General features: G+C 69.4%; 20 protein-coding genes, 1 tRNA gene and 1 pseudogene. 5 read left to right on the top strand and 17 right to left on the bottom strand.

Going from position 1 to position 22,773, the window contains the following annotated elements:
• Window positions 1-41: 41 nt before the first annotated feature.
• Window positions 42-821, top strand: a complete 780-nt coding sequence (locus tag B9S57_RS05670; protein ID WP_103514414.1) for an SDR family NAD(P)-dependent oxidoreductase — start codon at window positions 42-44, stop codon at window positions 819-821.
• 121 nt (window positions 822-942) lie between these two features.
• Here the strand turns inward: B9S57_RS05670 and B9S57_RS34345 are convergent.
• The 5 genes from B9S57_RS34345 to pcaC form a co-directional block, all read right to left on the bottom strand.
• Window positions 943-1,026, bottom strand: a tRNA-Cys gene (locus B9S57_RS34345).
• A 1-nt stretch (window position 1,027) separates the two neighbouring features.
• A complete protein-coding gene (locus B9S57_RS05665) occupies window positions 1,028-1,777 on the bottom strand; it encodes a Clp protease N-terminal domain-containing protein (protein WP_103514413.1) in 750 nt (249 codons plus the stop codon).
• Window positions 1,778-1,854: 77 nt separating this feature from the next.
• Window positions 1,855-2,634 (bottom strand): exodeoxyribonuclease III, encoded by a 780-nt coding sequence (locus tag B9S57_RS05660; RefSeq protein ID WP_103514412.1) that lies wholly within the window; start codon window positions 2,632-2,634, stop codon window positions 1,855-1,857.
• Window positions 2,635-2,668: 34 nt separating this feature from the next.
• Window positions 2,669-3,316, bottom strand: coding sequence for an MBL fold metallo-hydrolase (locus B9S57_RS05655; protein ID WP_103514411.1), 648 nt, complete (start codon window positions 3,314-3,316; stop codon window positions 2,669-2,671).
• Window positions 3,317-3,328: 12 nt separating this feature from the next.
• Window positions 3,329-4,630, bottom strand: a complete 1,302-nt coding sequence (pcaC, locus tag B9S57_RS05650) for a 4-carboxymuconolactone decarboxylase (protein WP_103514410.1) — start codon at window positions 4,628-4,630, stop codon at window positions 3,329-3,331.
• Window positions 4,631-4,806: 176 nt separating this feature from the next.
• Here pcaC and B9S57_RS05640 point away from each other — a divergent pair, with 176 nt between their 5' ends.
• The 3 genes from B9S57_RS05640 (at window position 4,807) to B9S57_RS05630 (ending at window position 9,984) form a co-directional block, all read left to right on the top strand.
• Window positions 4,807-5,178: a hypothetical protein gene (locus B9S57_RS05640; RefSeq protein ID WP_181011252.1), complete on the top strand. Its 372-nt coding sequence runs from the start codon at window positions 4,807-4,809 to the stop codon at window positions 5,176-5,178.
• Window positions 5,179-5,504: 326 nt separating this feature from the next.
• Window positions 5,505-9,539: an SGNH/GDSL hydrolase family protein gene (locus B9S57_RS05635; protein ID WP_107499016.1), complete on the top strand. Its 4,035-nt coding sequence runs from the start codon at window positions 5,505-5,507 to the stop codon at window positions 9,537-9,539.
• Window positions 9,540-9,543: 4 nt separating this feature from the next.
• Complete coding sequence (locus B9S57_RS05630; RefSeq protein WP_146057715.1) at window positions 9,544-9,984, top strand: hypothetical protein; 441 nt, start codon at window positions 9,544-9,546, stop codon at window positions 9,982-9,984.
• On the opposite strand, the gene B9S57_RS05625 is transcribed toward B9S57_RS05630, so the two are convergent.
• The 5 genes from B9S57_RS05625 to B9S57_RS05605 form a co-directional block, all read right to left on the bottom strand.
• A complete protein-coding gene (locus B9S57_RS05625; RefSeq protein WP_103514406.1) occupies window positions 9,975-10,487 on the bottom strand; it encodes a hypothetical protein in 513 nt (170 codons plus the stop codon). The genes B9S57_RS05630 and B9S57_RS05625 overlap by 10 nt on opposite strands.
• Before the next feature lie 129 nt (window positions 10,488-10,616).
• Complete coding sequence (locus B9S57_RS05620; protein WP_103514405.1) at window positions 10,617-11,339, bottom strand: hypothetical protein; 723 nt, start codon at window positions 11,337-11,339, stop codon at window positions 10,617-10,619.
• Window positions 11,339-14,293, bottom strand: a complete 2,955-nt coding sequence (locus B9S57_RS05615; RefSeq protein WP_103514404.1) for a transglycosylase SLT domain-containing protein — start codon at window positions 14,291-14,293, stop codon at window positions 11,339-11,341. Before B9S57_RS05615 ends, B9S57_RS05620 begins: the two co-directional genes overlap by 1 nt.
• Window positions 14,294-14,337: 44 nt before the next feature.
• Entirely contained in the window at window positions 14,338-14,880 is a 543-nt protein-coding gene (locus tag B9S57_RS05610; protein ID WP_258036249.1) for a YjfA family protein, read from the bottom strand.
• Window positions 14,881-15,441: 561 nt separating this feature from the next.
• Window positions 15,442-15,792 (bottom strand): hypothetical protein, encoded by a 351-nt coding sequence (locus B9S57_RS05605; RefSeq protein ID WP_181011240.1) that lies wholly within the window; start codon window positions 15,790-15,792, stop codon window positions 15,442-15,444.
• Between the two features lie 39 nt (window positions 15,793-15,831).
• On the opposite strand from B9S57_RS05605, the pseudogene B9S57_RS36180 reads away from it, so the two are divergent.
• Window positions 15,832-15,993: pseudogene (locus B9S57_RS36180) on the top strand (transposase); the annotation flags it as partial.
• Window positions 15,994-16,162: 169 nt separating this feature from the next.
• On the opposite strand, the gene B9S57_RS05595 reads toward B9S57_RS36180, so the two are convergent.
• From B9S57_RS05595 to B9S57_RS05565, 7 genes are all read right to left on the bottom strand, one after another.
• Window positions 16,163-16,600, bottom strand: coding sequence for a VOC family protein (locus B9S57_RS05595; RefSeq protein WP_103514400.1), 438 nt, complete (start codon window positions 16,598-16,600; stop codon window positions 16,163-16,165).
• 298 nt (window positions 16,601-16,898) lie between these two features.
• The gene (locus tag B9S57_RS05590) at window positions 16,899-17,513 is read right to left on the bottom strand and encodes a hypothetical protein (RefSeq protein WP_103514399.1); all 615 of its coding nucleotides are present in this window, start codon (window positions 17,511-17,513) and stop codon (window positions 16,899-16,901) included.
• Window positions 17,514-17,587: 74 nt separating this feature from the next.
• Window positions 17,588-18,751 carry an ROK family glucokinase gene (locus B9S57_RS05585; protein ID WP_103514398.1) on the bottom strand — a complete coding sequence of 388 codons (1,164 nt, stop codon included), beginning with the start codon at window positions 18,749-18,751 and terminating at the stop codon, window positions 17,588-17,590.
• A 133-nt stretch (window positions 18,752-18,884) separates the two neighbouring features.
• A complete protein-coding gene (locus B9S57_RS05580) occupies window positions 18,885-19,745 on the bottom strand; it encodes an ATP-binding cassette domain-containing protein (protein ID WP_103514397.1) in 861 nt (286 codons plus the stop codon).
• Window positions 19,742-20,791, bottom strand: coding sequence for an ABC transporter permease (locus tag B9S57_RS05575; protein WP_103514396.1), 1,050 nt, complete (start codon window positions 20,789-20,791; stop codon window positions 19,742-19,744). The genes B9S57_RS05580 and B9S57_RS05575 overlap by 4 nt, the downstream gene beginning before the upstream one ends.
• Window positions 20,788-21,768, bottom strand: a complete 981-nt coding sequence (locus B9S57_RS05570) for a substrate-binding domain-containing protein (protein ID WP_103514395.1) — start codon at window positions 21,766-21,768, stop codon at window positions 20,788-20,790. The genes B9S57_RS05575 and B9S57_RS05570 overlap by 4 nt, the downstream gene beginning before the upstream one ends.
• Window positions 21,769-22,009: 241 nt before the next feature.
• A complete protein-coding gene (locus B9S57_RS05565; RefSeq protein WP_103514394.1) occupies window positions 22,010-22,771 on the bottom strand; it encodes a GntR family transcriptional regulator in 762 nt (253 codons plus the stop codon).
• Between the last annotated feature and the right edge of the window lie 2 nt (window positions 22,772-22,773).

Genomic DNA, 22,773 nt, shown 5'->3' with positions numbered 1-22,773 from the left:
CCACGCCGTACATGTTCAGGCCATCTCTCTAGGGTACGGGGATGACTTCGCGGAACTACCTCTCCGAACTCTTCTCGCTGGAAGGCCGCGTCGCCGTGGTGACCGGCGGCAGCTCCGGCATCGGCCTCGGCATCACCCGGGCACTGGCGCGCGCCGGGGCGAAGGTGGTGGTCGTGGCACGCAGGGAGGCGGAACTGGTGCGGACCGTGGACGAACTCACCGCCGAGGGCTGCCGGGCGGCCCGGGTGAGCGCGGACCTCGGCACCGGCGAGGGGGTGCGCGGGGCCGGCGAGGAGGCGGCGGCCGCGTTCGGCGAGCCCGACATCCTCGTCAACTGCGCGGGGATCAACCTGCGTCCACACATGAGCGAGCTGGACGAGGACGTCTGGGACACCACGATGACGGTGAACCTCAAGGCGCCCTATCTGCTGGGCCGGAGGTTCGGCCCGGGGATGGCCGAGCGCGGATTCGGCCGGATCATCCACATCACCTCCCAGCAGGCGCACCGGGCGTTCGTGCAGAGCGGTGCCTACGGAGTGTCCAAGGGTGCGCTGGAGTCACTGGCGCGCTCCCAGGCCGAGGCCTGGTCGCCGTACGGCGTCACCTGCAACACCCTGGTGCCCGGTTTCGTGATGACGCCGCTCAACGAGCGCCTTTCGTCCGATCCGGAGCGGGTGGCCGCGCTGGCCGCCCGCACGATGGCCGGACGCAACGGGGTGGCCGAGGACTTCGCGGGCGCCGCGGTGTTCCTGGCGAGCGCCGCCTCCTCCTACGTCACCGGGCAGTCACTGTTCGTCGACGGCGGCTTCTCGGTCCACTGACGGACCGTGGAACGCGCGATGCCGCCCGGGCCGGGGCGGCATCGGCAGCGCACGAGCGCCCGAGATCGAAGTCGGTGACGGAGACAAGATGCTGGGCCGCTGCACCACAGCCCGGCCGGAGCCGGACCGCCAGGATTCGAACCTGGGTCCTCTTTTTTGCAGAAAGAAGTATCCGTCACCTGCGCACCGGGCGCTCGACGGCCACTCTAGCTCTCTGCGCCCGGAGCCTGCTTCCTCATTTCGCGGGCGACCTCCGCGGCGACGGCGGACGACGCCGCCGCCTTGTCGACGCTCAGTCCCGTGAGCACTCCCGCGCCCCCTTCGAACTCCAGCAGGGCGAGCAGGATGTGCCCGGACCCGATGTGGTCGTGCCCCAGACGCAGGGCCTCCCTGAAGGTGAGTTCCAGGACCTTGCGGGCTCCCGCGTCGTACGGGATCAGCTCGGGGACCTCGCCGGCCGCGGCCGGCAGGGTGAGCGTCGCCGCCTCCCGGAGCGCCGCCGGTGACACGCCCTGCCCGGCGACCACCCGCGCACCGACGGAGTCCGGCTCGGCCATGAGGCCGAGGGCGAGGTGCGCGACACCCACCTCGTCGTTACGGGCGGCGTGCGCCTCGTTGTTCGCGCCGACGACGACGTTCCTGGCCTCTTCGTCGAAACGGCCGAAGCCCTGGCTGCGATCCAGGTCCGATGACTCGCCGGGCTTCCTGGGGACGAACCTCTTCTGGGCCGCCTGCCGCGTGACGCCCATGCTCCGCCCGATGTCCGTCCAGGACGCGCCCGAGCGGCGCGCCTGGTCGACGAAGTGGCCGATGAGGTGGTCGGCCACCTCGCCCAGGTGATCCGCGGCGACCACGGCCCCGGAGAGCTGGTCCAGTGCGTCGGGGTGGGTGTTCCTGATCGCCTCGATGAGGTCGTCGAGGCGGATGAGAGGAGCGATACGCAGAGGCTCGGTCATGCGGCAACCTTAGGTTGACACCCGAAGGGCGTCAACCCGAAGTTGACAGTGCGGGAGGTCCGGCTTCCTCCTCCCCTTCAGACGTCCAGGTCCACGACCACCGGGGCGTGGTCCGAGGCGCCCTTGCCCTTGCGCTCCTCGCGGTCGACGTAGCTGTCCTTGACACCCGCCTGGAAGGGGGCGTTGCCGTAGACGAGGTCGATGCGCATGCCCTTGTTCTTCGGGAAGCTGAGCTGGCGGTAGTCCCAGTAGGTGTACGGGTGGTCGTACTTCAGCGGGCGCGGCACCACGTCGGAGAGCCCTCCCTCACGCAGTGCGGCGAGCGCGGCCCGCTCCTCGGGGGTCACGTGCGTGGCGCCCTCGAAGACCGTCCGGTCCCAGACGTCCTCGTCCGTCGGCGCGATGTTGAAGTCACCGAGGACCGCGAAGGGAAGCGACCCCGCCGCGTCTCCGGCGACGGCCTGGCGCAGTGCCTCCAGCCAGCGCAGCTTGTAGGCGTAGTGGTCGTGCTCGACCTCCCGGCCGTTGGGTACGTAGACGGACCAGACGCGCGCACCCCCGCAGGTCGCCGAGACCGCCCTGGGCTCCTGCACCCCCTCGTACTCCGGGCCGCCGGGCAGGCCCGTCACGACGTCCGTGAGGCCGACGCGGGAGAGGAGCGCCACGCCGTTCCACCGGCCCGTTGCGTTGACCGCGGACTCGTATCCCGCCTCACGCAGCGCGTCGGCGGGGAACTGTTCGAGGGTGCACTTGGTCTCCTGGAGACACAGCACGTCGGTGCCGCTGCTCTCCAGCCAGGCCAGCAGCCTCGGAAGCCGGGCGGTGATCGAATTGACGTTCCAGGTGGCGATGCGCATGCAGCAAACCTATCCGCTCCCACTGACAGCGAGGTCAGAGACGGGTCGCGTCACCCGGTGTCAGCCGGCCGTGGTCCGTCCCGCCCAGGGCGCCGATCTGCGTGTCGTAGATCGGGCGTGCGAGATCGGTGAGCAGGGCGTCGTGGATGTCGATCGCACGGCGCGGCTTCACCTCGCGCACGTAGTCGACGACCTCCGAGAGCTTGCTCCAGGGGGCCATGACCGGCAGCATCAGCGTGTCCACGGGGTGGTCGGGCACCGTGAGCGCGTCGCCCGGGTGGAAGACGGAACCGTCCACCAGGAAGCCGATGTTGGTGATCCGTGGGATGTCCGGGTGGATCACCGCGTGCAGTTCGCCGTGCACCTGGACGTCGAACCCGGCGGCGGTGAAGGTGTCGCCGTGGCCGACCGTGTGCACGCGCCCCGGGAAAGCGGTGGACAGCCGCTCGGCCACGCTCCGCAGGGTCCACACCTGCGCGGCCGGGTTGGCGTCCAGGCCTGCGCGCAGCCGTGCCTCGTCGAAGTGGTCGGGGTGTTCGTGGGTCACCAGGATCGCGTCGGCACCGACCGCGGCGTCGTCCTCGGTGAATCCGCCGGGGTCGATGACGAGCGACTGCCCGTACCGCTCCAGGCGGACGCAGGAGTGGGTCTTCTTCGTGAGCGTGAGAGGCGAAGCGTTCATGCCACCATCCTGCTACGCGGGAGGGGTGGTTTCCTCCTGGATCACGGACTGCGCGATCTCGAACGCCGCACCCGCCGCCGGGACGCCGCAGTAGACGGCGGTCTGCAGCAGCACCTCCTTGATCTCGACGGGACTGAGTCCGTTGCGCAGGGCCGCCCTGATGTGCTGGGCGAGGCTCCCCAGGTGACCGGAGGCGACGACCGCGGTGAGGGTCACGCAGCTGCGTGACCGGCGGTCGAGGCCCTCCCGGGTCCAGATCTCGCCCCAGGCGTAGCGGGTGAGGAGTTCCTGGAAGTCTCCGGTGAAGGCGTCGGACCCGGCCGACGCGGCATCCACGTGGGCGTCGCCCAGCACCTCCCGCCGGACCTTCATCCCCCGCTCGTACCGGTCGCTGCGTCCTGTGGGGGAAGCGTCGGGCAGCTCGACTGCGGCCGTGATCTCGGCGACGGGGACGACCGGGGCGAAGGGGGCCGCGAAACCCGGGGACGGCGGTACGGGGATCGACGCGAGGGTGTCCTGCCACGTGGTCGAGAAGTGCATGAGCAGCAGGTCGGTGACGGCGGCAGGCTGCTCGACCGGGGCCAGGTGGGAGGCGCCGGGGACGAGGGCGAGCCGGGCGTCCGGGATGCCCGCGACCAGGGTCCGGGCCTCCGCGGGGCCGGTGACCTTGTCCTCGGCGCCGACCAGGACGAGGGTCGGCACACCGATGCGGGGCAGTTCCGTACGGATGTCGAAGGCGGCCAGAGCCTCGCAGGAGGCGATGTAGCAGCCCGGGTCGGTGGTGCGGACCATCTGGACGGCCCACTCGACGATGGCCGGCTGGGCGGCGGCGAAGCCGGGGGTGAACCAGCGCTCCGGGGAGGTGCGGGCGATCGGCTCCAGGCCGTTGCTGCGGACCACCACCCCGCGCTGCCGGAATTCGTCCGCGGTGCCGAAGCGCGGCGACGCGGCGACGAGCGCCAGGGCCGCGACCCGGTGCGGGTGGCGCAGCGCGAGGTCGGCGCCGACGGCGCCGCCGATGGAGCAGCCAGCGTAGCCGAAGCGCTGGACGCCGACGCTGTCCAGCGTGGCGAGGAGGCGGTCGGCGAGGTCGCTGACCGCTGCGGCGGGGTACGCGGGGGCTCCGCCGTGCCCCGGCAGGTCGTAGCGGAAGATCCGCCAGTGCTTGGACAGCTCGGGTATCTGGCGGTCCCACATGTGCCATGTAACACCGAGGGAGGGCCCCAGGACGAGGACCGGGGCGTCTTCCGGCCCGTCAAAGCGGTATTGCAGGGTTTCAAGGTTCTTCTCGCTCACCCGCTCACGCTCCCACATCTCACATTCGCTTCGTGAGCGGGGGCTGGGGCGCTCGCCCGTTCTCCCCACGTACCCGCGGCCGGCCGTAGATCGTCACATTCGGCTTCACGTACCAGCGCTTCGTCGTGCGGACGTCGCTGTGCCCGGCCCGACGAGCGAGCCATTGGTCGGGCACACCCTTGGCCGCCAGGTACGTGAGGCAGCTCGCGCGAGCCGAGCTGCTCGGCGGCGCGTACACCCCGTCCAAGGGCATGGCCCTCTCCACCTCCGGTGCCGGCACGGAATTCCACGTGCTGGCCGGCAAGGAGCAGAGGACCCGTCTGATCACCGTCGACGCGGTGACGGGCAAGGAGTCCGAACCGGTTGACCTCCCCGGTCAGGTCACGTCGGCGGTTCCGACCCGGCACGGGATCGTCGCCGGTCACGGGAACAAGCTCGTCCGCGCGGACGGGCGGAAGGAGACCGTCCTCGCCACGACGGGGCGTTGGTCCGCAACCAGCTCTCAAGTCTTTGCCACAGGACGTGAAGGTCCTGGGTTCCGTCCGGCGAAGGGGTGCTGTTCATAGCGCGTCCTCTCCGTGATAGGGACCATCCTCCCCCGCCTGCCCACACAGGTCGACGGCCGGCCGCAACAGGTGGCCGGCCCTGTCGGCGTCGTGCCGAACGAGGGGTCACGACGTTCCCCGTGACAGGCAGAATCAGCCATTCCATCTCCCCTATTTGTCAACGCTGTGAACAACTGCTCCGGGAGCCCGGCAGGTGGCGGCCCCGCGGGCTTCGGCCCCGTCCCTCGGAGGGCCCCGAAAAGCAGCCACGGCTGATCAGGGGAGGACCACCGCGCGAGGTGACTGCATAGGGTCCGGCCGGATATCCCACCACTCGGAGGAGCCACATGCCGAAGCACAGACACCGAATACGCCGCAGGAGCAGAGCCGTCATCGGCCTGGCCGTGTGCGCCACGGGGATGGGGCTGCTCCAGGCGCCGGCGTCCGCCGCCGAGCCCGTGCCCGCGAGCGCTGCCGAGGGCTGGTCCGCGGCCGGCGGCACCGAGGTGACGGACCTCCGCCCGTCGGTGGTGCCCGCCAGCAGCCGGAGTGCTGTGCTGGGCGACGGATACCAGGACTCGGCGGACCGGATCTGGACGTCGTCGGGCGACGGCACGGGCTTCCACGTCCTGACTGCCGTCGCGAAGGACGGCTACCGGTGGAAGACCGCGGCGACGCTGTCCGAACCGGGTTTCGACACCGACACCTGGATCGGCAACGTCTGCGTGACCGCCTCCGGAAAGCGCGCGGCTGTCGCGTACGCGCCCCGGACGTTCACGAACAAGCCGGAGATGATGACACGCGGCGCCTTCGCCGCCGTGGTCGACCTGACCAGCGGCAAGGTCACCAAGCTGCCGTTCCAGGCGACGCTCGGCTACTTCTCACCCGGCTGCGGTACGGATGAGGACGCCGTGTTCTCCCAGTTCACCGACGACGACTCGGAGCGCAACGAGACGCGGCTGATCCGGGTGGACAGCGCGCGGGGCGCCGTCGGCAAGGCGCTGACCCTGAACGGCCAGGTCACCTCGGCCGTCCCGGTCGGCCGGGACATCGTGGCCGCGCGCGGATCGAGCCTGGCCAGGGCCGACGCCGACGGGTCGGTGCACACCGTCAGCGAGACGGTGGCCGTGCCCTTCCAGCTCAAGCCGGACGCGGACGGCGGGGTGGTGTTCCTGGACCGCGCCGCCGACCAGGGCAAGCAGGCCCAGGGCGCTGTGCGCCGCGTGTCCGCCCAGCAGATCAGCGCGGGCACGGGCAAGGGCGGCAGAGTTCCCGGCGTTCTCGCGTCCGGGGACATGGCGGGCCTCGACCTGGCGCGTGCCGCGTCGGGGACGGTCTTCGTCACCGGCGAGGCCCAGGTCCGGGGGGTTCTGCCGGGCACGGTCAAGCACGTGGCGGGCATCGACAAGGACGCCACCGTATCGACGTCAGGGAAGGCGGCCGTCACCTCACGGTGGGCCGACGGCAAGGACTCGCGCATCCGCCCCGACGAAGCGCTGACCGCGCGCACGGTCCGTACCGACGTGCATGTGCTGTCCACGGACACGTCCGTGACCCTGGACGCGCTGCCCGCGGGTGAGATGCTGGGCGGCGAGAAGGCCATGGCGGCAGGCACCAGCACCTCGCCGACGCTGCCCGAACCGAAGCCGGCCGCCATAGCCCCGCGTGCCGCGGCCGAGAGCCCGGTGGACGCGGACCGCTACTGCTCGGTGCCGCGCGGCGACCCCCGCAAGCAGGCGTTCCAGCCCACGCCCCGGCAGGTCGAGTGGGCCGTGGACCAAGCTGTCACCGGCAACCTGAACAAGCACATCTCCCGCGCGCCCGACTGGAAGGGCACGGGCATGGCCGGCTACCGGCCGCAGAGCCTGTTCCCGCTGGCATCGATGGCCGGCGATCCCGGTGACGACGAGGACTACCACATCCCCGCGCAGGTGATGCTCGGCATCACCGCGCAGGAGTCCAACATGTGGCAGGCGACCCGCTACGCCGTGCCCGGCGTCACCGCCAATCCGCTGATCGGCAACTACTACGGCATCGAGTACGCCCCCGACGGCGAGCAGAGCGATCCGTGGAAGATCGACTTCACCGAGGCCGACTGCGGCTACGGCATCACCCAGGTCACCGACGGCATGAGGATGCACGGCAAGGAGAAGAAGGACGAGCTGCCGCTGACCACCACGCAGCAGGAGGCGGTTGCGCTCGACTACACCGCCAACATCGCCGCCGGCGTGAACATCCTTGTCGGCAAGTGGAACGACACCTACAACGCCGGGATGCTCGTCAACGAGGGCAACCCGAAGTACATCGAGAACTGGACGTTCGCCCTGTGGGCGTACAACGCCGGATTCCATCCCCAGTCCGAGGCGTCCCAGAACGGCGGCAAGTGGGGGGTGGGCTGGACCAACAACCCGGCCAACCCTCTGTGGAAGGCCAACCGCACCCCGTTCCTGGAGGACTCCGAGCACAAGGACGACTACTCGCACGCCGCGCACCCGCAGGACTGGCCGTACCAGGAGAAGGTCATCGGCTGGGCAGCCCGTCCCATCTCCGCGATGTTCGCCCCCGGCGACATGCAGGCGGGCTACCGGGCCGCCTGGTGGAACAGCGACACCCTGCGCACCGGTGCCAAGCCGGCCGAGGACCTGTTCTGCGACTCCTCGAACAACTGCAACCCCGGCAAGATCGGCGACGGCGACTCCAACGACCAGGGCCAGGGCGCCTGTGAGCTGGACGACCCCAACTCGTCGATCCGCCTTTACTGCTGGTGGAACAAGGACGTCAAGTGGAAGGACTGCGACGACGGCGCCCAGTGCGGCAACCCTGTCCACCGCTTCAACGACACGTATCCGGAACAGCCCGACGGCAACGCCTACCCGCCGCGCTGCACACCCGACATCCCGTCCGGCACGTACGTGGTCGACAACCTGCCCGACGGTACGCGTCCGGCCGGATCGGATCTGCGCAGCTGCGGCAATGTCTCCTCGGCCGGATCGTTCGGCTTCGACTTCGCGACCGACTCCGGGAAGATCGACCTGCACCAGATCGGCGCGGCGTACGACAACCACTTCTGGTTCTCGCACACCCGTAAGGCCACTGACGCCGACGGGGCGCGCCTGCTCACCACGGGCACCTGGTCGCTGGGTTACGAGATGAACGAGTGGGTCCGCATCATGGTGCACCTGCCCGACCACGGGGCCCACACCCAGCAGGCGAGATACGAGATCGACACGGGCAACGGCACCTTCTCCCGGAACCGCACCATCGGCCAGAAGCGCGGCAAGAACGAGTGGGTGTCGATCGGCGCCTACAACGTCAACGGCAAGCCGCGCGTCCGGCTGTCGAACGCCACCCTCGACGGCACCGGCAGCGAGGACATCGCCTGGGACGCGGTCGCCTTCCAGCCGCTGGGCGGCAAGCCCAAGCACATGGTCGCCGTGCTCGGTGACTCGTACAGCTCCGGTGAGGGCGCCGGTGACTACTCCTTCGAGAGCGACAAGGACCACGGAACGTCGGAGTGGAACGGCTGCCGCCGCAGCGACAACGCCTGGGGCCGCAAGATCACTCTGCCGGGCATGACCGAGTCGGTCGGCGCGGACAGTGACGGCTGGGGCTACGACGTGGAACTCGGCTTCGCGGCCTGTTCCGGCGCCATGACGAAGAACGTGGCCACCGTCCCCTCCGGCAGCGTTCCGCAGAAGCACAAGGAGGGGCAGTTCAACGAAGTGCTCCAGGTCGACTCAGGGGTCCTGAGCAGCGACACCACACTCGTGATGCTGACCCTCGGCGGAAACGACGAGGGCGGCTTCGCGGGCGCCATGCAGGAGTGCAGCAGCATCACCAGCTGCGTCTCCGACTCCTTCATGGCCGAGAAGAAGGCCATCGTCAACCGGATGACCCCCGACCTCCGTGAAGTTCTGGTGAAGATCGCCGCCAAGGCGGACAAAGCCCAGATCGTCCTGATGGGGTATCCCGAACTCCTCAGCCGCACGGTCAAGTGCGCCGGTTCCTGGTACATCGACATGCCCGAGGTCGAGGCCCTGGCCGAGCTGGTCAACTACGCCAACGCCGAGCAGAAGAAGGTGGTGGACGAGCTTCGTACCAAGTCCGGTCTCAAGATCGAATACGCCGACCCGGTCAGCGCCTTCGTCGGCCACGGCGGATGCGACGACCCCGAGTGGATCAACAAGATCGTCATCGGCCCCAACGGCGACGGTGACTTCCACGACGGCGACCCCGCGTCCCAACCGGCTTCCTGCCTCTGGGGCATCTCCGGCGGCCGGTGCATCAGCCGCGAGTCCTTCCACCCCAAGAACGCCGGCACCACCGGCTACGCCGATGTCATGAACAAGCGCCTCAGCGAGATCGGATATACGGGATCCTGACCCGATGACACAGGAACCCACTACGCGCACCCGGTCCCGTGGGACCGGGTGCGCGGCCCTGGCCATATCCGCGGTGGTCCTCGGCTTCGTCGCCGTCTGCGTCGCCACCGCCGTGGCCGTCACCGGCTTCTTCGAAAGGCCGGACCCACCGCCCGAGGAACTGCTCGGCAAGAAGTCCGGCCTTACCGAGTACCGGTTGAAGAGGGCAGTAGAGGACGGGACCCTCACCGATGCCGAGATCGCGTACGCGGCCGGCGGGCGGTGGAGTGCCGTGCGTGAACGCTCCACCATCCGTGTCGTCGTCGGCTACAGCCCGGAAGCGGTCTGCTACCGATACGAGATTCCCTCCCCACTGAACGACACAACGGCCGTGCACCGCAGTCGGCTCGACACGTGCCCCGCCCTGCCGGAGGAACCGGCGGAAGGCCCCGGGGACTACCGGTAGATGTCGATGACCACGCGGTTCGGGGCGGTCAGGGTGAAGACGTCGTAGTGAGAGACCGGGCCGTCGAGCGTGATACCGAAGGACGGCTGAGAGTGCAGTTCGTAGAGGTACTGGACGGCCTTGACCGTGGGCAGGGCGAACGGCTTCACGATCGGGTTGGTGTCCGTGTAGTCGCCGGTGCGGGCCGGGTGGAGGTCGGCGAACAGGTACGAACTGCCGGTGGTGGCCAGGTTCGCCGTCTCGCCGCTCGGCAGTCCGTAGCCCGGGCTCGTGCTCTGGTTGACGGTGACCTCCGGCAGGGTGCCTGTGCCCAGATCGAAGACGACGCGGTCGTAGCCGTCGTGGGTGGCCGCGCGCACCCCGTCGACGCATATGTTGTCGCAGACCTCGGCCGAGGTCCGCGCGGGCGTCGCCGAGGCCACGGGAGCGGCGCCGAGCGTGGCGAGGAGGACGGTTGCCGCCGGGGCGACGAGGCGGACGAGAACGCGTTGTGCGGCGCGCATGATTCCTCATTCTGTCGAGAGGGGCGATTCGGCCGGGTCACCGGCACCCGGATTCCAGATCGCGTGCCTGCGCGGGGCGAGAGGCCCTGCCGCGGCCGGCAGGGCCTCTCGCTTCCGGTCATGGGCTTGCTAGGCCGCCGCGTGTCCGAGGATGCGCAGCGAATACGTGTCGTACGTCCGGTGCAGGAGCATCACCACGGGGCCCGAGGTGAATACTCCGCTGACGACGTACTCCTTCTTGTTCTTGGTCTCGGCAGCCCGCTCCTTGTACAGGGAGTCGGTTTCCCTCTTGGCCTGTTTGAGCCAGGAGGACGCCTTGGCGTGATCGATTCCCGCCACGTCCAGCTCGGTGCAGGCCGCGAGGAAGTCGAGAGCGCCGGACTTGTCCGTGCCGGTCCCGCACAGCAGGGACGACAGGTTCGTGTGGTCGGCGAATCCGGCTGACACCGTCGTTGCGGTGCCGCTTCCTGTTCCGCCGCGTCCGTGGATGTACGTTCTCATCTTCCCGTTGGGCATTTCCTGCTTGACGGGTTTGTCCAGGTTCAGCTTCCAGTCCTTCGCGAGCCGGGAGAGAAAGTCCTTCCCGGTGTACCCGACGGCCATCGTGACCCCCGCACTGATGCTGGGCCGGTCTTTTCCGGCCACCGCGTGCTTCGGCAAGTCGGTGGCAGGTGTCACGGTCGGCGTCTCGGCCGGCGTGCCGGACGGCGTGGCTGCGGCCTTGGGCGCCGCGGCCGTCGGACGCTCGGATGCCGCCGTCTTCTCGGGGGTGTCCCGGCTACAGGAGACGGCACCCGCCGCACCGATGGCGACCGCCATCAGTACGACGGGGACGCGGAGGGCGGTGCGCATCACAGGCCTCCGTCGTTGAGGCTGCAGATGCCGGGGTCGGCGGAGGTGGCCGGAATGAAGCCGACCGCGTCGAACACCACGTTGTCGTCTCCGGTGGCACCCTTCTGGATGTTGTCCAGTTCGATCCGGCCGCCCTTCCAGAAGGTGAAGGTGCCCATCTCGACCCAGGTCTCCTCGCCCGCACTGCGAGTTCCCTGGTTGATGCTGCAGTGGTCGGGCTCGGCGCCCGCTGTGTTCTCGCCCGGGATGAAGTCGTACCCGATGGCCGCTTCGGCGCCGTGGCTCGGCAGGTGGACGAAGACCCGGTAGCGATTGCCGGGCTGGTCGCCGGAGGGAAGCAGCTTCGGGTTGATCTGCCACCGGCCGGTGACCTTGTGGAAGATCTCCCCGTAGGGGTAGCTGTGTGTGAAGTACACGTGGTGGTCGTACCCGGCGCCGAGCTGGTGCAGGTCGATGTTGGCGATGTAGGGGGTCGCGCGGTAGGTGCTGTCGTCCCTCTGCATGGTGAAGTTGTCACCGGACTGGAGGGTGAACTTGCCGTCCCAGGCCCCCTCGAAGTCCCCGCAGCCGTAGGTGTCCTCGTGCTCTCCGAGGTCATCGATGACGATGGCGTTGGAATTGCCGTTCGGCCAGTCGAAACAGTTGCCGTGGTCGTACTTGCTCTTCAACTCGGGTTCCGACGAGCCGGGCGAGTAGCGGAGATTCTCGGTGCTGGAGTTGCTGCCGCTCTGCGAGCCGATCCACTCCGCGCTCCCTCCCCAGTAGCACAGGTTGTTCCAGCTCGGGCACGGGTCGGCCGCGGCCGGGTCGCACGCGTTGGACGCGTCACAGAAGGTGCCGTACGGGGGCGTCTTGAGGACGGACAGCGGCATGTCGGGCCGGACGTAGGACTCTTCGTTGTTCCAGGTCCGCTGGGGGTTCTCCGCCCAGCCGAGGATCTTCTCGGGATAGTTCCACTCGCCGGGGCGGGACGCGTCGTCGTAGCTGTACCGCAGGAACGGGTCGCGGTCCGCCGGATAGCTCGGGTTGATCGGGTTGTTGAAGAAGCCCAGGCCGGCGTTGGACCCGACGGTGTAGACGCCGGAGTTGTAGCCCCAGAGCGCCATGTACCAGTTCTCGATGTAGGCCGCACTGCCGCTGTTGGCGTTCATGCCCAGACCCTTGAGCTGGTTCCACTTCTCGCCCAGGATACGCAGACCGGCGGCGATGTTCGCCGCGTAGTCCGTGGTGACGGCGCCCGCGTGCAGAGTGTCCAGCTGGTCCGGGTATGCCGAGTCCATGCCGGTCGTGACCTGGGCGATGCCGTAGCCGCAGTCGGCCGCTGCCACGTCAGGGTAGCCGTGGATGCCGTTCCCGTTCCCGAGCCAGTCGGACCGGGTGACGTTGCCCGAGTCACCGTTCATGGAGTGCCAGGACGCCTGCTTGAAGTTGGACTCCTGGGCGAGGATGGCCAGCATGACCTGCGCGGGAATCTCCCCTCCGCCGGTCAGGACCGGCTTGGGGAACAGACCCTGCGGGGTGTAGGCGCCGAGGCCGGTGTCGTGCCAGTCCGCCGGACGCGAGAGGGTCAGCTGGCCGTGGACCGCCTGGTCGACCGCCCACTCGACCTGGTTGGCGCTGGCCTGGAGGGCCTGGCGCTTGGGGTCGTTGCGCTTGACGATGCAGGGAGTCTCCATGCGCGGGATCTTGCCGATGACGGCAGCGCCGTTCCCGGACAGGCACTGGGTCTCGGGGGCGCCCTCACCGCAGGTGAGCGGATCGTCGTCATCGGACATGGCGAACGCGGTCGGGCCCATCGTCAGCGTCGTGTCCGACTTCGGCCGATTGCGGTCGGCATCCACGAGCGTGGTGGCCTTCGTGCCCGTCCTCAACGCGGTCGCCTTGACGGTGAGCGATCCGGCGCCCTTGGCCAGGGACGAGCCGACGCCCTCGGTGACGCCCTTCATCTGTTCGGAGAACACCGAGTGGGTCACCAGATGACCGAGGCGCGAGATCCCGGCCACCCGGCCGTCCACGGCGTGCTTGGCGAGCCCTGGGGCCTTGCCGGTGTCGATGGCCTTCACGTCACCGACGACCGCGTCGCCCTTGGCCACGCGCAGCAGCTTCACCTTGCCCTTGGGCGCGCGGCCCAACTCGGTGAACTTCTTGCCGTCGAAGCGGGAGATGACGCTCTTCCCGCCGTCGACCGTGCCGATGTCCACGGCACCGTTCGCCGAGGCGGCCAGCGCGAACATGGGGCCGGGCACCTTGGAGAGCGTGCGGGCGGACAGCTTCGCCCTCCCGTCGTCCTTGAGGTCGACCAGGTTGCCGGAGAGGACGCCGACGGCGCCTTTCCCGGTGGGGGTGACGTGTGTCAGGAAGCCGTCGACGGTGCGGCGGGAGGAGACCGAACCGGTGGTCGCGTCGACCGAGATCACCGTGGTCCGGCCGTCCGACGTGTCCGTCGCGGAACTGGAGGTGAACGCCACGTCGTCGCCCGCACCGCAGCCCGGCGAGAAGTAGGCGAGCTGCACTCCGTCGGGAATCTCGGTGACCTTGCCGTCCGACAGGCGGATCACCGCGGCGAACGCGCCGCTCGCGTAGGCACCGGGCTTGTTGGACCAGACCGACGGGGCGTAGACCGCCGCCGCGTAGTCCCCCGAGCCGGTGGTGCAGACGTAGCCCGTCCACGGGCCGACGTCGGACAGTTCCTTGCGCTTGAGCCGGGCGATCTCGTAGAAGGAGAACCCGTCGCTCTCCCGCGCCGAAAGGATGTGCAGCCCCTCGGCGTCGCCGGTGGCCTGCACGATCTCATCGGCCGAGGAGGTGTAGTCCGCCCCCAGGTCCTTGCCGGGCGCGGAGAACATGCGCGTCGTGTTCTCCGCGGCGGTGGGGGCCGGTGCGGGATCCGCGGAAGCCATCGGGACCAGCGCGGCGGATGCCGCCACCACGCTCATGATGACCAGCGGGTTCATGGACAAGTGGCGTATGAGACGTCTTTTTTTCCGCATGTTGCTCCTCACATCCAGTCCGTGCAGCTGCCGTGCTGGACCGCGAGGCTCGCGTCGACCGGCCAGTCGTTCTGCTTGGCGGGGCTCTGGATCGTGTATTTCGTCGGTACGGGGTCGAACGCGGTATCGACGTCGTTCCAGCACGCCTTCGCCGTCGTCTTCTTCCAGTTCCGCATCTTGGTGTAGGCGCCTGCCACGCCGCTGCCGAGCACGCCCGGACTGTCACCGGCCTGAACACCGCCGTCGGGATCGCGTGTCGTCCACAGTGTCAGATACACGGAGGCGGGCGACGTATCGAGATCGCGTGAGACCTTTGCCCATACGCCCTGACACATCGGCGACCAGAGCAGCCGTACCGAGACCGACTCGTCCGCCATAGTCGCCTGTTGAAGGATTTCGGCGTCCTCGTCGCACCCCATCGCAATAGGGTCCTTTCCCGAGCACGTGTCCCGAAAGCAGTCGGACTCCGCCGCGGCCGGGGAAGCCGTGATTCCTTGGAAGACTCCGGCCAGCAGCGCCAGTGCTGCTGTCGTCGGCCCCCATCTACGCATGCCGTGCACACACATCACCTCAGACATTCCATGCCGCTCCGGATGCTGGAGAGGCAGGCGCAGCCTATGTGAACGCGCCTGGGGCTATGTGGAGTTATTGCACCCCCACCTGCGCAGATGTCGAAGTTGGACATGTCGCCGCAGTGCACCTCAAAGGTGGTGAGAGGTCAGACGAAAGGTGCACCGGAGGGCGTTTACGTGACGATAGGCGCGGGTATTCGACGCCGCCCCGAAAGGGTGATTGATGTATACACGTACCACTTGCGAGGTGCACCTTTCGCCACTCCCTCAGGCGTGCAATCCCCGGAAAGGGGGCCGCTGGCTCGGAGTTTCTGACGAGATTTGGCCGAAAAGGAATGACGGGCCGGTATCCGTCCGTCGCCGTCGGCCGGACGAGCGGGAGGGCGCGCCTGCGCCGGGGTCCGCGGGCCACGGTGCGCAGATCATCGCCCTCGATTCCTCAGCGGTGATCGCTGTCCGGTGAGCTGCGCCGGTTTCCACGGGCCCGGGAGTGGTGCGGGGCGTCCTCCGCCTTGGTCTTCGTCGGGGTCGGGCCGGCCGTCAGGTGATGGCCGGGAGGTCCGTGAGGTGCCGGCAGGCCGCGGTGAAGGCCTTGGCCCAGGGCCAGGACCGATCCAGAGGACGCGCGCGCGGGCGTGTGTGGTGAGGCGGGCGGGCAGGTGGTAGAGCTTTGCGGATCGTTTCCGGTTCTGCGGCGGCGAGTTCGAGCTCGTCGCGCAGGAGGAGGAGCCGGGTCCAGGCATCGACATCGGCGGCGAGGGCCGCGGCCAGCACCCAGGCAACGTTCAGCTGCCAAGGCTTGGACGGCAGGAGCCCGAGTCCGACCCGTTTGATCGCCTTTGCGCGATCTTCGACCTCGGCGTGGTCGCGTACAAGGCGTCGACGAACCATGCCTGCCCCGCGCCCAGCACGCCCGCAGGCCCGCCATCCGACCACACCGGTGAACTACCTGTGGTCGAAAGTACGTTGATGCGGCCAAAGGTCAAGCATCTATCGAGGGACCGGGATGCCCCGCCGGTGTGGATATGGTCCTCCAAGACCGGCGCCACCCCGGACGACGTGGACCGCTTCTGGCAGGAGTTTCTCCGCCGCGATCTGGGGCGTTACGCGCAGAGCGGTTGTGCCCCCGTCGCCTTTCGCACGGCCGTCCCGTCGTCACGGACCCCGCCCCTGGGGGCGCGCGACCCCAGGTTCCGCAGAGAGGGGCCGTGCGGGCTCCGCTCCCGCACCCGGTTCGCGCCCCGGGTCGAAGGATCGGCCGTCAGCCCTTCCTCAGTTCCTCGGCCAGCATCACGAGGATGCCGCTGGGACCGCGGAGGTAGGTGAGCTTGTAGATGTCCTCGTAGGTCGCCACGCCGCGGAGGGGACGGTATCCGTGCCGTGCCGCTGTCTCCAGGGCTTCGTCGATGTCGTCGACCGAGAAGGCGACGCGATGCATGCCGATCTCGTTGGGCAGGGTGGGCTCCGTCTCGATCGCCTCGGGGTGGATGTACTCGAAGAGTTCGAGGCGCCCGTGACCGTCCGGGGTCTGCAGCATCGCGATGTTGGCGTGATTGCCGTCGAGGCCGACGGCCGTGTCGGTCCACTCCCCTCTGACCGTGTCACGGCCGAGGACCGTGAGGCCGAGGTCGGTGAAGAAGGAGATCGCCGCTTCGAGATCACGAACGGCGATGCCCACGTTCTCAAGTTTGATGGCCATGCCGCGCATGCTAGCGAGCCGGGCCGACCGGTCGCCTCGGACGAGGGTGCGGCCCTGTGCCGGGCCGGATCGGCACCCGGCCGAGCGGATTCGTCCGGGCGGGTCTCCACGCACGCGTGGCTGCCCGCCGCACCGCGGGCCCGGCGTGCCCGCGACTGCGCTCGGGCACCGCGGGCAGCGGTGCCCTTCGGGCGCGCACGCCGCTCGGACGAGGCGCGGCAGGGCACGCACGCTTCCCGCGGCTCGCCCGACTTCTCCGCGCAGCGGCGTACGCCGAGGACCTACCCCGCGGCGGCCCTCAGGGGGTCGCCGCGGACACCACGTAGACGACGGGCGCCGCGGGGTCGGTCATGTTGACGGTGATGTTCTGGGTGGGGCGCGGCTTCTTGTTCTTGTGGACCGTTCCCGCCCAGTCGACGCCCGGTCCGAAGTACCAGCCGGTGATCTTGAGGTCCCGCTCGGCGATGGTCACCCTGCCGGTCTCCAGCGCGGCCCGGCCGGTGCCGACACCGCTGAGGAAGCGGTCGAGGCCGGCGGAGGTGGTACGGAACTTCACGTACATCCGGCTGGCTTTCCAGTTGTTCGTCTCGTAGTACTGGACCCCGATCGCATTGCCCGGGATGGGCAGTTCGAAGATCCTGCGCTGCATCCCGGACGGCCAGTCCTCGCGCAGCCCCTGGGCGGAGGCCTCGAACTCCTTGTCCTTGCCGGAGCGGCGGCTCTGGCCGGCGGAGATCACCAGGTAGCCGGCCGGGATACCGATGAGCAGCACGATGATCGTCAGCGTGATCAGCCGCCGGCGGATCGTCCTGCGCCGGTCCTGAGGAGGGGTCCCGTCGCCGTCGCCCGGAGAGCCGGCGGAGCCGGACGACGGGGGCTGGCGCGGCACGATGTTCTGCTCGGCTGCGGTCATGGTCGGTGGTCCCTCGAAGCTGCGGTACGGAGCGGGGTGCGGGTGGCCGGGTGCCGCGACGCGCGGCCCGCGGATCAGTCGGTGCGGGTGCTGCGCGTGTTGCGGAGGGTGCTCGCGGCCTGGTCGTAGAACTGCGCGTACCGCTCGTAGCGCTCGACCCGGCGGCGGTTGGTCCGCCGGAATCTGCGGGCGACCAGCCGGGCCAGGTCGGCCGCGCCGACCATACCCGCCTCGGGACCGAGCTGCGCCTTCGCGATCCGGGCCTCGGGCCGGTAGCCGCGGCCGGTGAGGTGGCGCTTGAAGGCGTCCCTGGCCGGGCCGATCAGCAGGTCGTCGGCCGCGCTGACTCCGCCGCCGATGACGAAGCAGGACGGGTCCAGGGCCGCCGCGAGATTGGCGATGCCGACGCCGAGCCACTGGCCGATGTCCTGGAGGAGCTCGACGCACATGGCGTCGCCCTCACGGGCCAGTTCGGTGATGAGCGGCCCGGTGATGTCGGGGATGTTGCCCTTGACCCGCTCGATGATGCCGTAGGCCACCGGGGAGTCCGCCGCGGCCAGCTCCCTGGCCTCGCGCACGAGGGCGTTGCCCGAGCTGTACTGCTCCCAGCATCCCCGGTTGCCGCACGGGCAACGGTGGCCGCCGGGCACGACCTGCATATGACCGAACTCACCCGCGACGCCGTACTTGCCCCGCTTGACGTGCCCGTCCTCGAGGATCGCGCCACCGATGCCGGTGCCCAGCGTGATCATGACGAGGTGGTCCTCGCCGCGGCCGGCGCCGAAGCGCCACTCGGCCCACGCCGCCGTGTTCGCGTCGTTGTCGACCATCACGGGAACGACCAGCCGGGAGGCGATGGCGTCGCGGAGGGGTTCGTCGCGCCATGCGAGGTGCGGGGCGAACAGCACCTTGGAGCGGTCCGCGTCGACCCAGCCCGCCGCGCCGATCCCCACGGCGTGCACGTCGTGCCGGTCGGAGAGGTCCAGGACCAGCTCGACGATGGTGTCCTCGACGACCTTGGGGCTCTTGGACTTGTCCGGTGTCTCGGTCTTCAGGGTCTCCAGGATGTTGCCGTCGGCGTCGACGACGCCGGCCATCACCTTCGTCCCGCCGATGTCGATCCCGACGGTGGGGACCCTGGGCGCCGTGAGGTGCGAGCGCCGCTCCCTGGTGCCGACGGTCCGCAGGACGGTCGCGCGGGCGGAGCCGCGGTGTGTGAAGTCGCGGTACGTGCTCATCGTCCCTGCGCAGGTCGGGGGGCCGGTCGGTGGTCCGTCCGGCGGCGGACGGCGCCCGCCACCCACGATTCTGCCATTCCCGTGCCCCGGGAACCGGCCTCCGGGCCGGGGCCGCGGGAATGACGGACCGGGTCTACGGGGTGTCGTCGGCGTCCGGACGGCCGCCGAGGTGGTCCGGTGCCGGGGTCCGCTCGAGCTCGTGACTGAGCTCGTCGAGCTCGCTCCCACCGGCCATCTGACGGGTCAGCTCGTCCAGGGTGACGTCGTCCTTCGTGTGGCTTCCGGACATCGTGCCGCGCTTGAGCAGGACGAACCGGTCACCCACGAGGTAGGCGTGGTGCGGGTTGTGCGTGATGAGGACCACGCCGAGCCCGGCGTCCCTGGCGGCCGCGACGTACTTCAGGACGACCCCGGACTGCTTGACGCCGAGCGCCGCGGTCGGCTCGTCGAGGACGAGGACCTTGGCACCGAAGTACACCGCGCGGGCGATGGCCACGCACTGGCGTTCGCCGCCCGACAGGGTGCCGATGGGCTGGTCGACGTCGCGCAGGTCGATGCCCATGCGGAGCAGCTCCGCGCGGGTCGTCTCGCGCATCCGCTTCACGTCGAGGCGCTTGAACGGACCGGAGCCCTTCGTGGGCTCCGAGCCGAGGAAGAAGTTGCGCCAGACCGGCATGAGCGGAACGACGGCGAGGTCCTGGTAGACGGTGGCGATGCCCCGGTCCAGCGCGTCGCGCGGGTTGGCGAGGACGGTCTCCTCGCCCTCGATCAGGAACGTCCCGGCGTCGTGCCGGTGCAGCCCCGCGATGATCTTGATGAGGGTGGACTTGCCGGCGCCGTTGTCACCGAGGACGCAGGAGATCTCCCCCGCGTGGACCTCGAGCGACACGTCCTCCAGCGCCTTGATGTTGCCGTAGTACTTACTGACACCGTCGAGCTCGACGAGCGCCCGGCCGGCCGTGTCCCGGGGGGCGGGAGCCTGGGTGGCCGTCATTTCGTCGCCTCCGCGCGCTTGCGTACCCATGCGTTGAGCAGGGTGGCCAGGAGCAGCATCGCTCCCAGGAAGAACTTGAACCAGTCGGGGTTCCACTCCGCGTACACGATGCCCTTGCTGGTCATGCCGAAGATGATCGCGCCGACGGCGGAGCCGATCGCGGAGCCGTAGCCGCCGGTGATGAGACAGCCGCCGATCACCGCCGCGATGATGTAGATCAGCTCGTTGCCGACGCCCTCGCCGGACTGCACCACGTCGTACGAGAAGAGCAGGTGTTGCCCGGAGACCCAGGCGGCGAAGGCGACACCGAGGTAGAGCCCGATCCGGGTCCGGATCACCGGGACGCCGACGGCGCGCGCGGCGTCCGCCTCGCCGCCGACGGCGAAGATCCAGTTGCCGAAGCGGGTACGGATCAGGATCCAGGTGGCGATCGCGACGAGCGCGGCCCACCACAGGATGGTGACCTTCAGCTCGACGCCGCCGATGGTGAGGTAGGACGCGAAGACCTTGCGGGCGGAGTCGAAGCCCTCCATGTTCCCGATGGCCTTGGTCGACACCGTGCCGCTGATGAGCTTGGTGAAGCCGAGATTCAGACCGGTCAGCATCAGGAACGTACCGAGCGTGATGATGAAGCTCGGCAGCTTGGTGCGGGTCAGCATGAAGCCGTTGAACGCGCCGAAGCCCAGGGTGACCAGCAGCGACACGAAGACGCCGACCCAGACGTTGGCGGTCATCTGGTAGCTGAACATCGAGGAGACCAGCGCGGAGCTGGTCACCATGACACCGGCGGAGAGGTCGAACTCACCGCCGATCATCAGGAGCGCCACCGGCGCCGCCATGATCCCGATGGTGGAGGCCGCGTAGAGCACCGTGCCGAGGCTGGAGGCCTGCAGGAAGCTGTCGGCGACGAGCGCGAAGAAGAGGAAGACGGCCGCGGCCCCGACGACCGAGCCGAGCTCGGGGCGGCCGAGCAGCTTGCGCAGCGGGGAGGTGTGCAGCAGGCGTTCGTCGGTGCGGGGCGCCGCCGGTTGCCCGGTCGCCGTCATCGCGTCCCCCGGGCCGTGTACTCGGCGAGCGCGTCGGCGTCCTCGGCCGTGATGACCTGCGGGCCTGTCAGGACGGGCAGGCCGCCTCCGAGCACGTTCTGGTTGTAGCGGTAGAGCCAGAGCAGGTCGACGGCCTCGTACCCCTGGAGGTAGGGCTGCTGGTCGACCGCGAAGCCGAGGGACGTGTCCTGGAGGCCGGTGGCGACGCTCGCGTTGAGGTCGAAGGTGTCGATCTCGGCCTCGCTGCCCGCGGTCCTCTTCGCCTTGACGGCAGCGGCGGCGAAGGGGGCGCCGAGGGTGACGACGGCGTCGATGTCCTTGTCGGAGCTCAGTTTGGCCTCGATGGACGCCTGGACGTCGGGCATGTTGGTGCCGTCGACGTAGAGGTTCTGCATGGTGCCGTCGAAGTTCTTCTTCGCCCCGGCGCAGCGCTGCTCGTGGCCGACGTTGCCCTGCTCGTGCAGGACGCAGAGTACCTTCTTGCGGTCGCGCTGGTTCAGCTCGTCGCCGACGGCCTCGCCGGCGACGGACTCGTCCTGGCCGATGTGGGTGAGCGCCCCGAAGGCCTTGGACTCGGCGACTCCGGAGTTCACCGTGATGACGGGGATCCCCGCCTTGACGGCCTTGGCCACCACCGCCTTCATCGAGTCGGGCTTGGCCAGCGAGACGATCAGGCCGTCGACCTTCTTGTCGATCGCGGTCTGGACGAGCTCGGCCTGCTGCTGGCCCTCGTCACTGTGCGAGTAGAGGAAGTTGATGTTGTCCTTGTCCGCCGCCTGCTTGGCGCCCTTCTGGACGATGTCCCAGAAGGTGTCGCCATCACCCGAGTGAGTGACCATGGCGAATGTCCAGCGGGGCGTGTTCACCGCGGACCGGCCCTCGGCCGCCTGCTGGGCGCGCTCCTCCGCCCGCTTGCCGCCGGTGCTGCTGCATCCCGCGAGGGAGGCCGCCAGTACCGCTGCCAGCACGGCGCCCATCGCGCGTACCCCTGTCCGAACCCTTGCCACGACGCCGTGCCCTTCTGGTGCTGCTCGCTGTGCTGCCTGGTGGGACCGGGAGGAGCGGACGCGCCACCCGGCGGGCCAAGTATCCCCGAGCCCGGTCCGGTACGGCCCGGCAGGGGCGCGGGGCGCGCCCTTCCGCCGTTCTAGCGACCTAGCACGACCACGTCAACGGCCTTGTCCGAACATTCTGACCGGAGGGACCGGGGCTGGGAGTTCAGGACCGGACGAGCAGCTGGAACTCGAAGGAGTACCGGGAGGCCCGGTAGACGTGCGAGCCGAATTCGACCGCCCGGCCGCCGTCGTCGAAGGTGGTGCGCTCCATCGTCAGCAGCGGTGCGCCCACGGGCTCCGCGAGCAGTTCCCCCTCCTCTGCGGTGGCGGCCCTGGCACCCACGGTCTGCCGGGCGCTGTGCAGGGTGATCCCGGAGGCACGCATCATCCGGTACAGGCCGGTCGCCTCCAGCCGCTCGGTGGACAGGTCGAGCAGGCGCAGGGGCAGGTGGTTGCGCAGGAGGGCCATGGGCTCGTCGTGCGCGTACCGCACCCGTTCGACGAGATGGACCTCGCTGCCCTCCTCCACACCGAGCGCGGCGGCGGCCTCCGGCGTGGCCGGCTCCACCGTGTTGCGCAGGACCCTGGTCGCCGGGTGCCGGCCGGCCGTGTCCAGGTCGTCGTAGAGACTGCTCAGTTCCAGCGGGCGCTTCATGCGGCTGTGCACGACCTGCGTACCGACACCGCGCCGGCGCACCATCAGCCCCTTGTCGACGAGCGACTGGATGGCCTGACGGACGGTGGGCCGGGACAGTCCGAGCCGCGCGGCGAGCTCCAGCTCGTTGCCGAGGAGGCTGCCCGGCGCGAGCCGCCCCTGCTCGACGGCCGCCTCCAGCTGCTGGGCCAGCTGGTGGTAGAGCGGGACGGGGCTGGTGCGGTCCACGCCCAGCCCCAGGGCGGCGGAGTCGGCGGCGGGTTTGGGCACGG

This window comes from Streptomyces sp. SM10 (genome assembly GCF_002910915.1).
GTDB lineage: Bacteria > Actinomycetota > Actinomycetes > Streptomycetales > Streptomycetaceae > Streptomyces.
The sequence above is the reverse complement of the archived record's forward strand: the minus strand, read 5'-3'. Positions and strand labels throughout refer to the sequence as shown.

What these genes read in the sequence shown, in the direction of transcription:
- B9S57_RS05670 (WP_103514414.1), top strand. Translation starts at nt 42, where the DNA reads ATGACTTCGCGGAACTACCTCTCCGAACTCTTCTCGCTGGAAGGCCGC.
- B9S57_RS05665 (WP_103514413.1), bottom strand. Translation starts at nt 1,777, where the DNA reads ATGACCGAGCCTCTGCGTATCGCTCCTCTCATCCGCCTCGACGACCTC.
- B9S57_RS05660 (WP_103514412.1), bottom strand. Translation starts at nt 2,634, where the DNA reads ATGCGCATCGCCACCTGGAACGTCAATTCGATCACCGCCCGGCTTCCG.
- B9S57_RS05655 (WP_103514411.1), bottom strand. Translation starts at nt 3,316, where the DNA reads ATGAACGCTTCGCCTCTCACGCTCACGAAGAAGACCCACTCCTGCGTC.
- pcaC (WP_103514410.1), bottom strand. Translation starts at nt 4,630, where the DNA reads ATGTGGGAGCGTGAGCGGGTGAGCGAGAAGAACCTTGAAACCCTGCAA.
- B9S57_RS05635 (WP_107499016.1), top strand. Translation starts at nt 5,505, where the DNA reads ATGCCGAAGCACAGACACCGAATACGCCGCAGGAGCAGAGCCGTCATC.
- B9S57_RS05630 (WP_146057715.1), top strand. Translation starts at nt 9,544, where the DNA reads ATGACACAGGAACCCACTACGCGCACCCGGTCCCGTGGGACCGGGTGC.
- B9S57_RS05625 (WP_103514406.1), bottom strand. Translation starts at nt 10,487, where the DNA reads ATGCGCGCCGCACAACGCGTTCTCGTCCGCCTCGTCGCCCCGGCGGCA.
- B9S57_RS05620 (WP_103514405.1), bottom strand. Translation starts at nt 11,339, where the DNA reads ATGCGCACCGCCCTCCGCGTCCCCGTCGTACTGATGGCGGTCGCCATC.
- B9S57_RS05615 (WP_103514404.1), bottom strand. Translation starts at nt 14,293, where the DNA reads ATGAACCCGCTGGTCATCATGAGCGTGGTGGCGGCATCCGCCGCGCTG.
- B9S57_RS05610 (WP_258036249.1), bottom strand. Translation starts at nt 14,880, where the DNA reads ATGCGTAGATGGGGGCCGACGACAGCAGCACTGGCGCTGCTGGCCGGA.
- B9S57_RS05605 (WP_181011240.1), bottom strand. Translation starts at nt 15,792, where the DNA reads ATGGTTCGTCGACGCCTTGTACGCGACCACGCCGAGGTCGAAGATCGC.
- B9S57_RS05595 (WP_103514400.1), bottom strand. Translation starts at nt 16,600, where the DNA reads ATGGCCATCAAACTTGAGAACGTGGGCATCGCCGTTCGTGATCTCGAA.
- B9S57_RS05590 (WP_103514399.1), bottom strand. Translation starts at nt 17,513, where the DNA reads ATGACCGCAGCCGAGCAGAACATCGTGCCGCGCCAGCCCCCGTCGTCC.
- B9S57_RS05585 (WP_103514398.1), bottom strand. Translation starts at nt 18,751, where the DNA reads ATGAGCACGTACCGCGACTTCACACACCGCGGCTCCGCCCGCGCGACC.
- B9S57_RS05580 (WP_103514397.1), bottom strand. Translation starts at nt 19,745, where the DNA reads ATGACGGCCACCCAGGCTCCCGCCCCCCGGGACACGGCCGGCCGGGCG.
- B9S57_RS05575 (WP_103514396.1), bottom strand. Translation starts at nt 20,791, where the DNA reads ATGACGGCGACCGGGCAACCGGCGGCGCCCCGCACCGACGAACGCCTG.
- B9S57_RS05570 (WP_103514395.1), bottom strand. Translation starts at nt 21,768, where the DNA reads ATGGGCGCCGTGCTGGCAGCGGTACTGGCGGCCTCCCTCGCGGGATGC.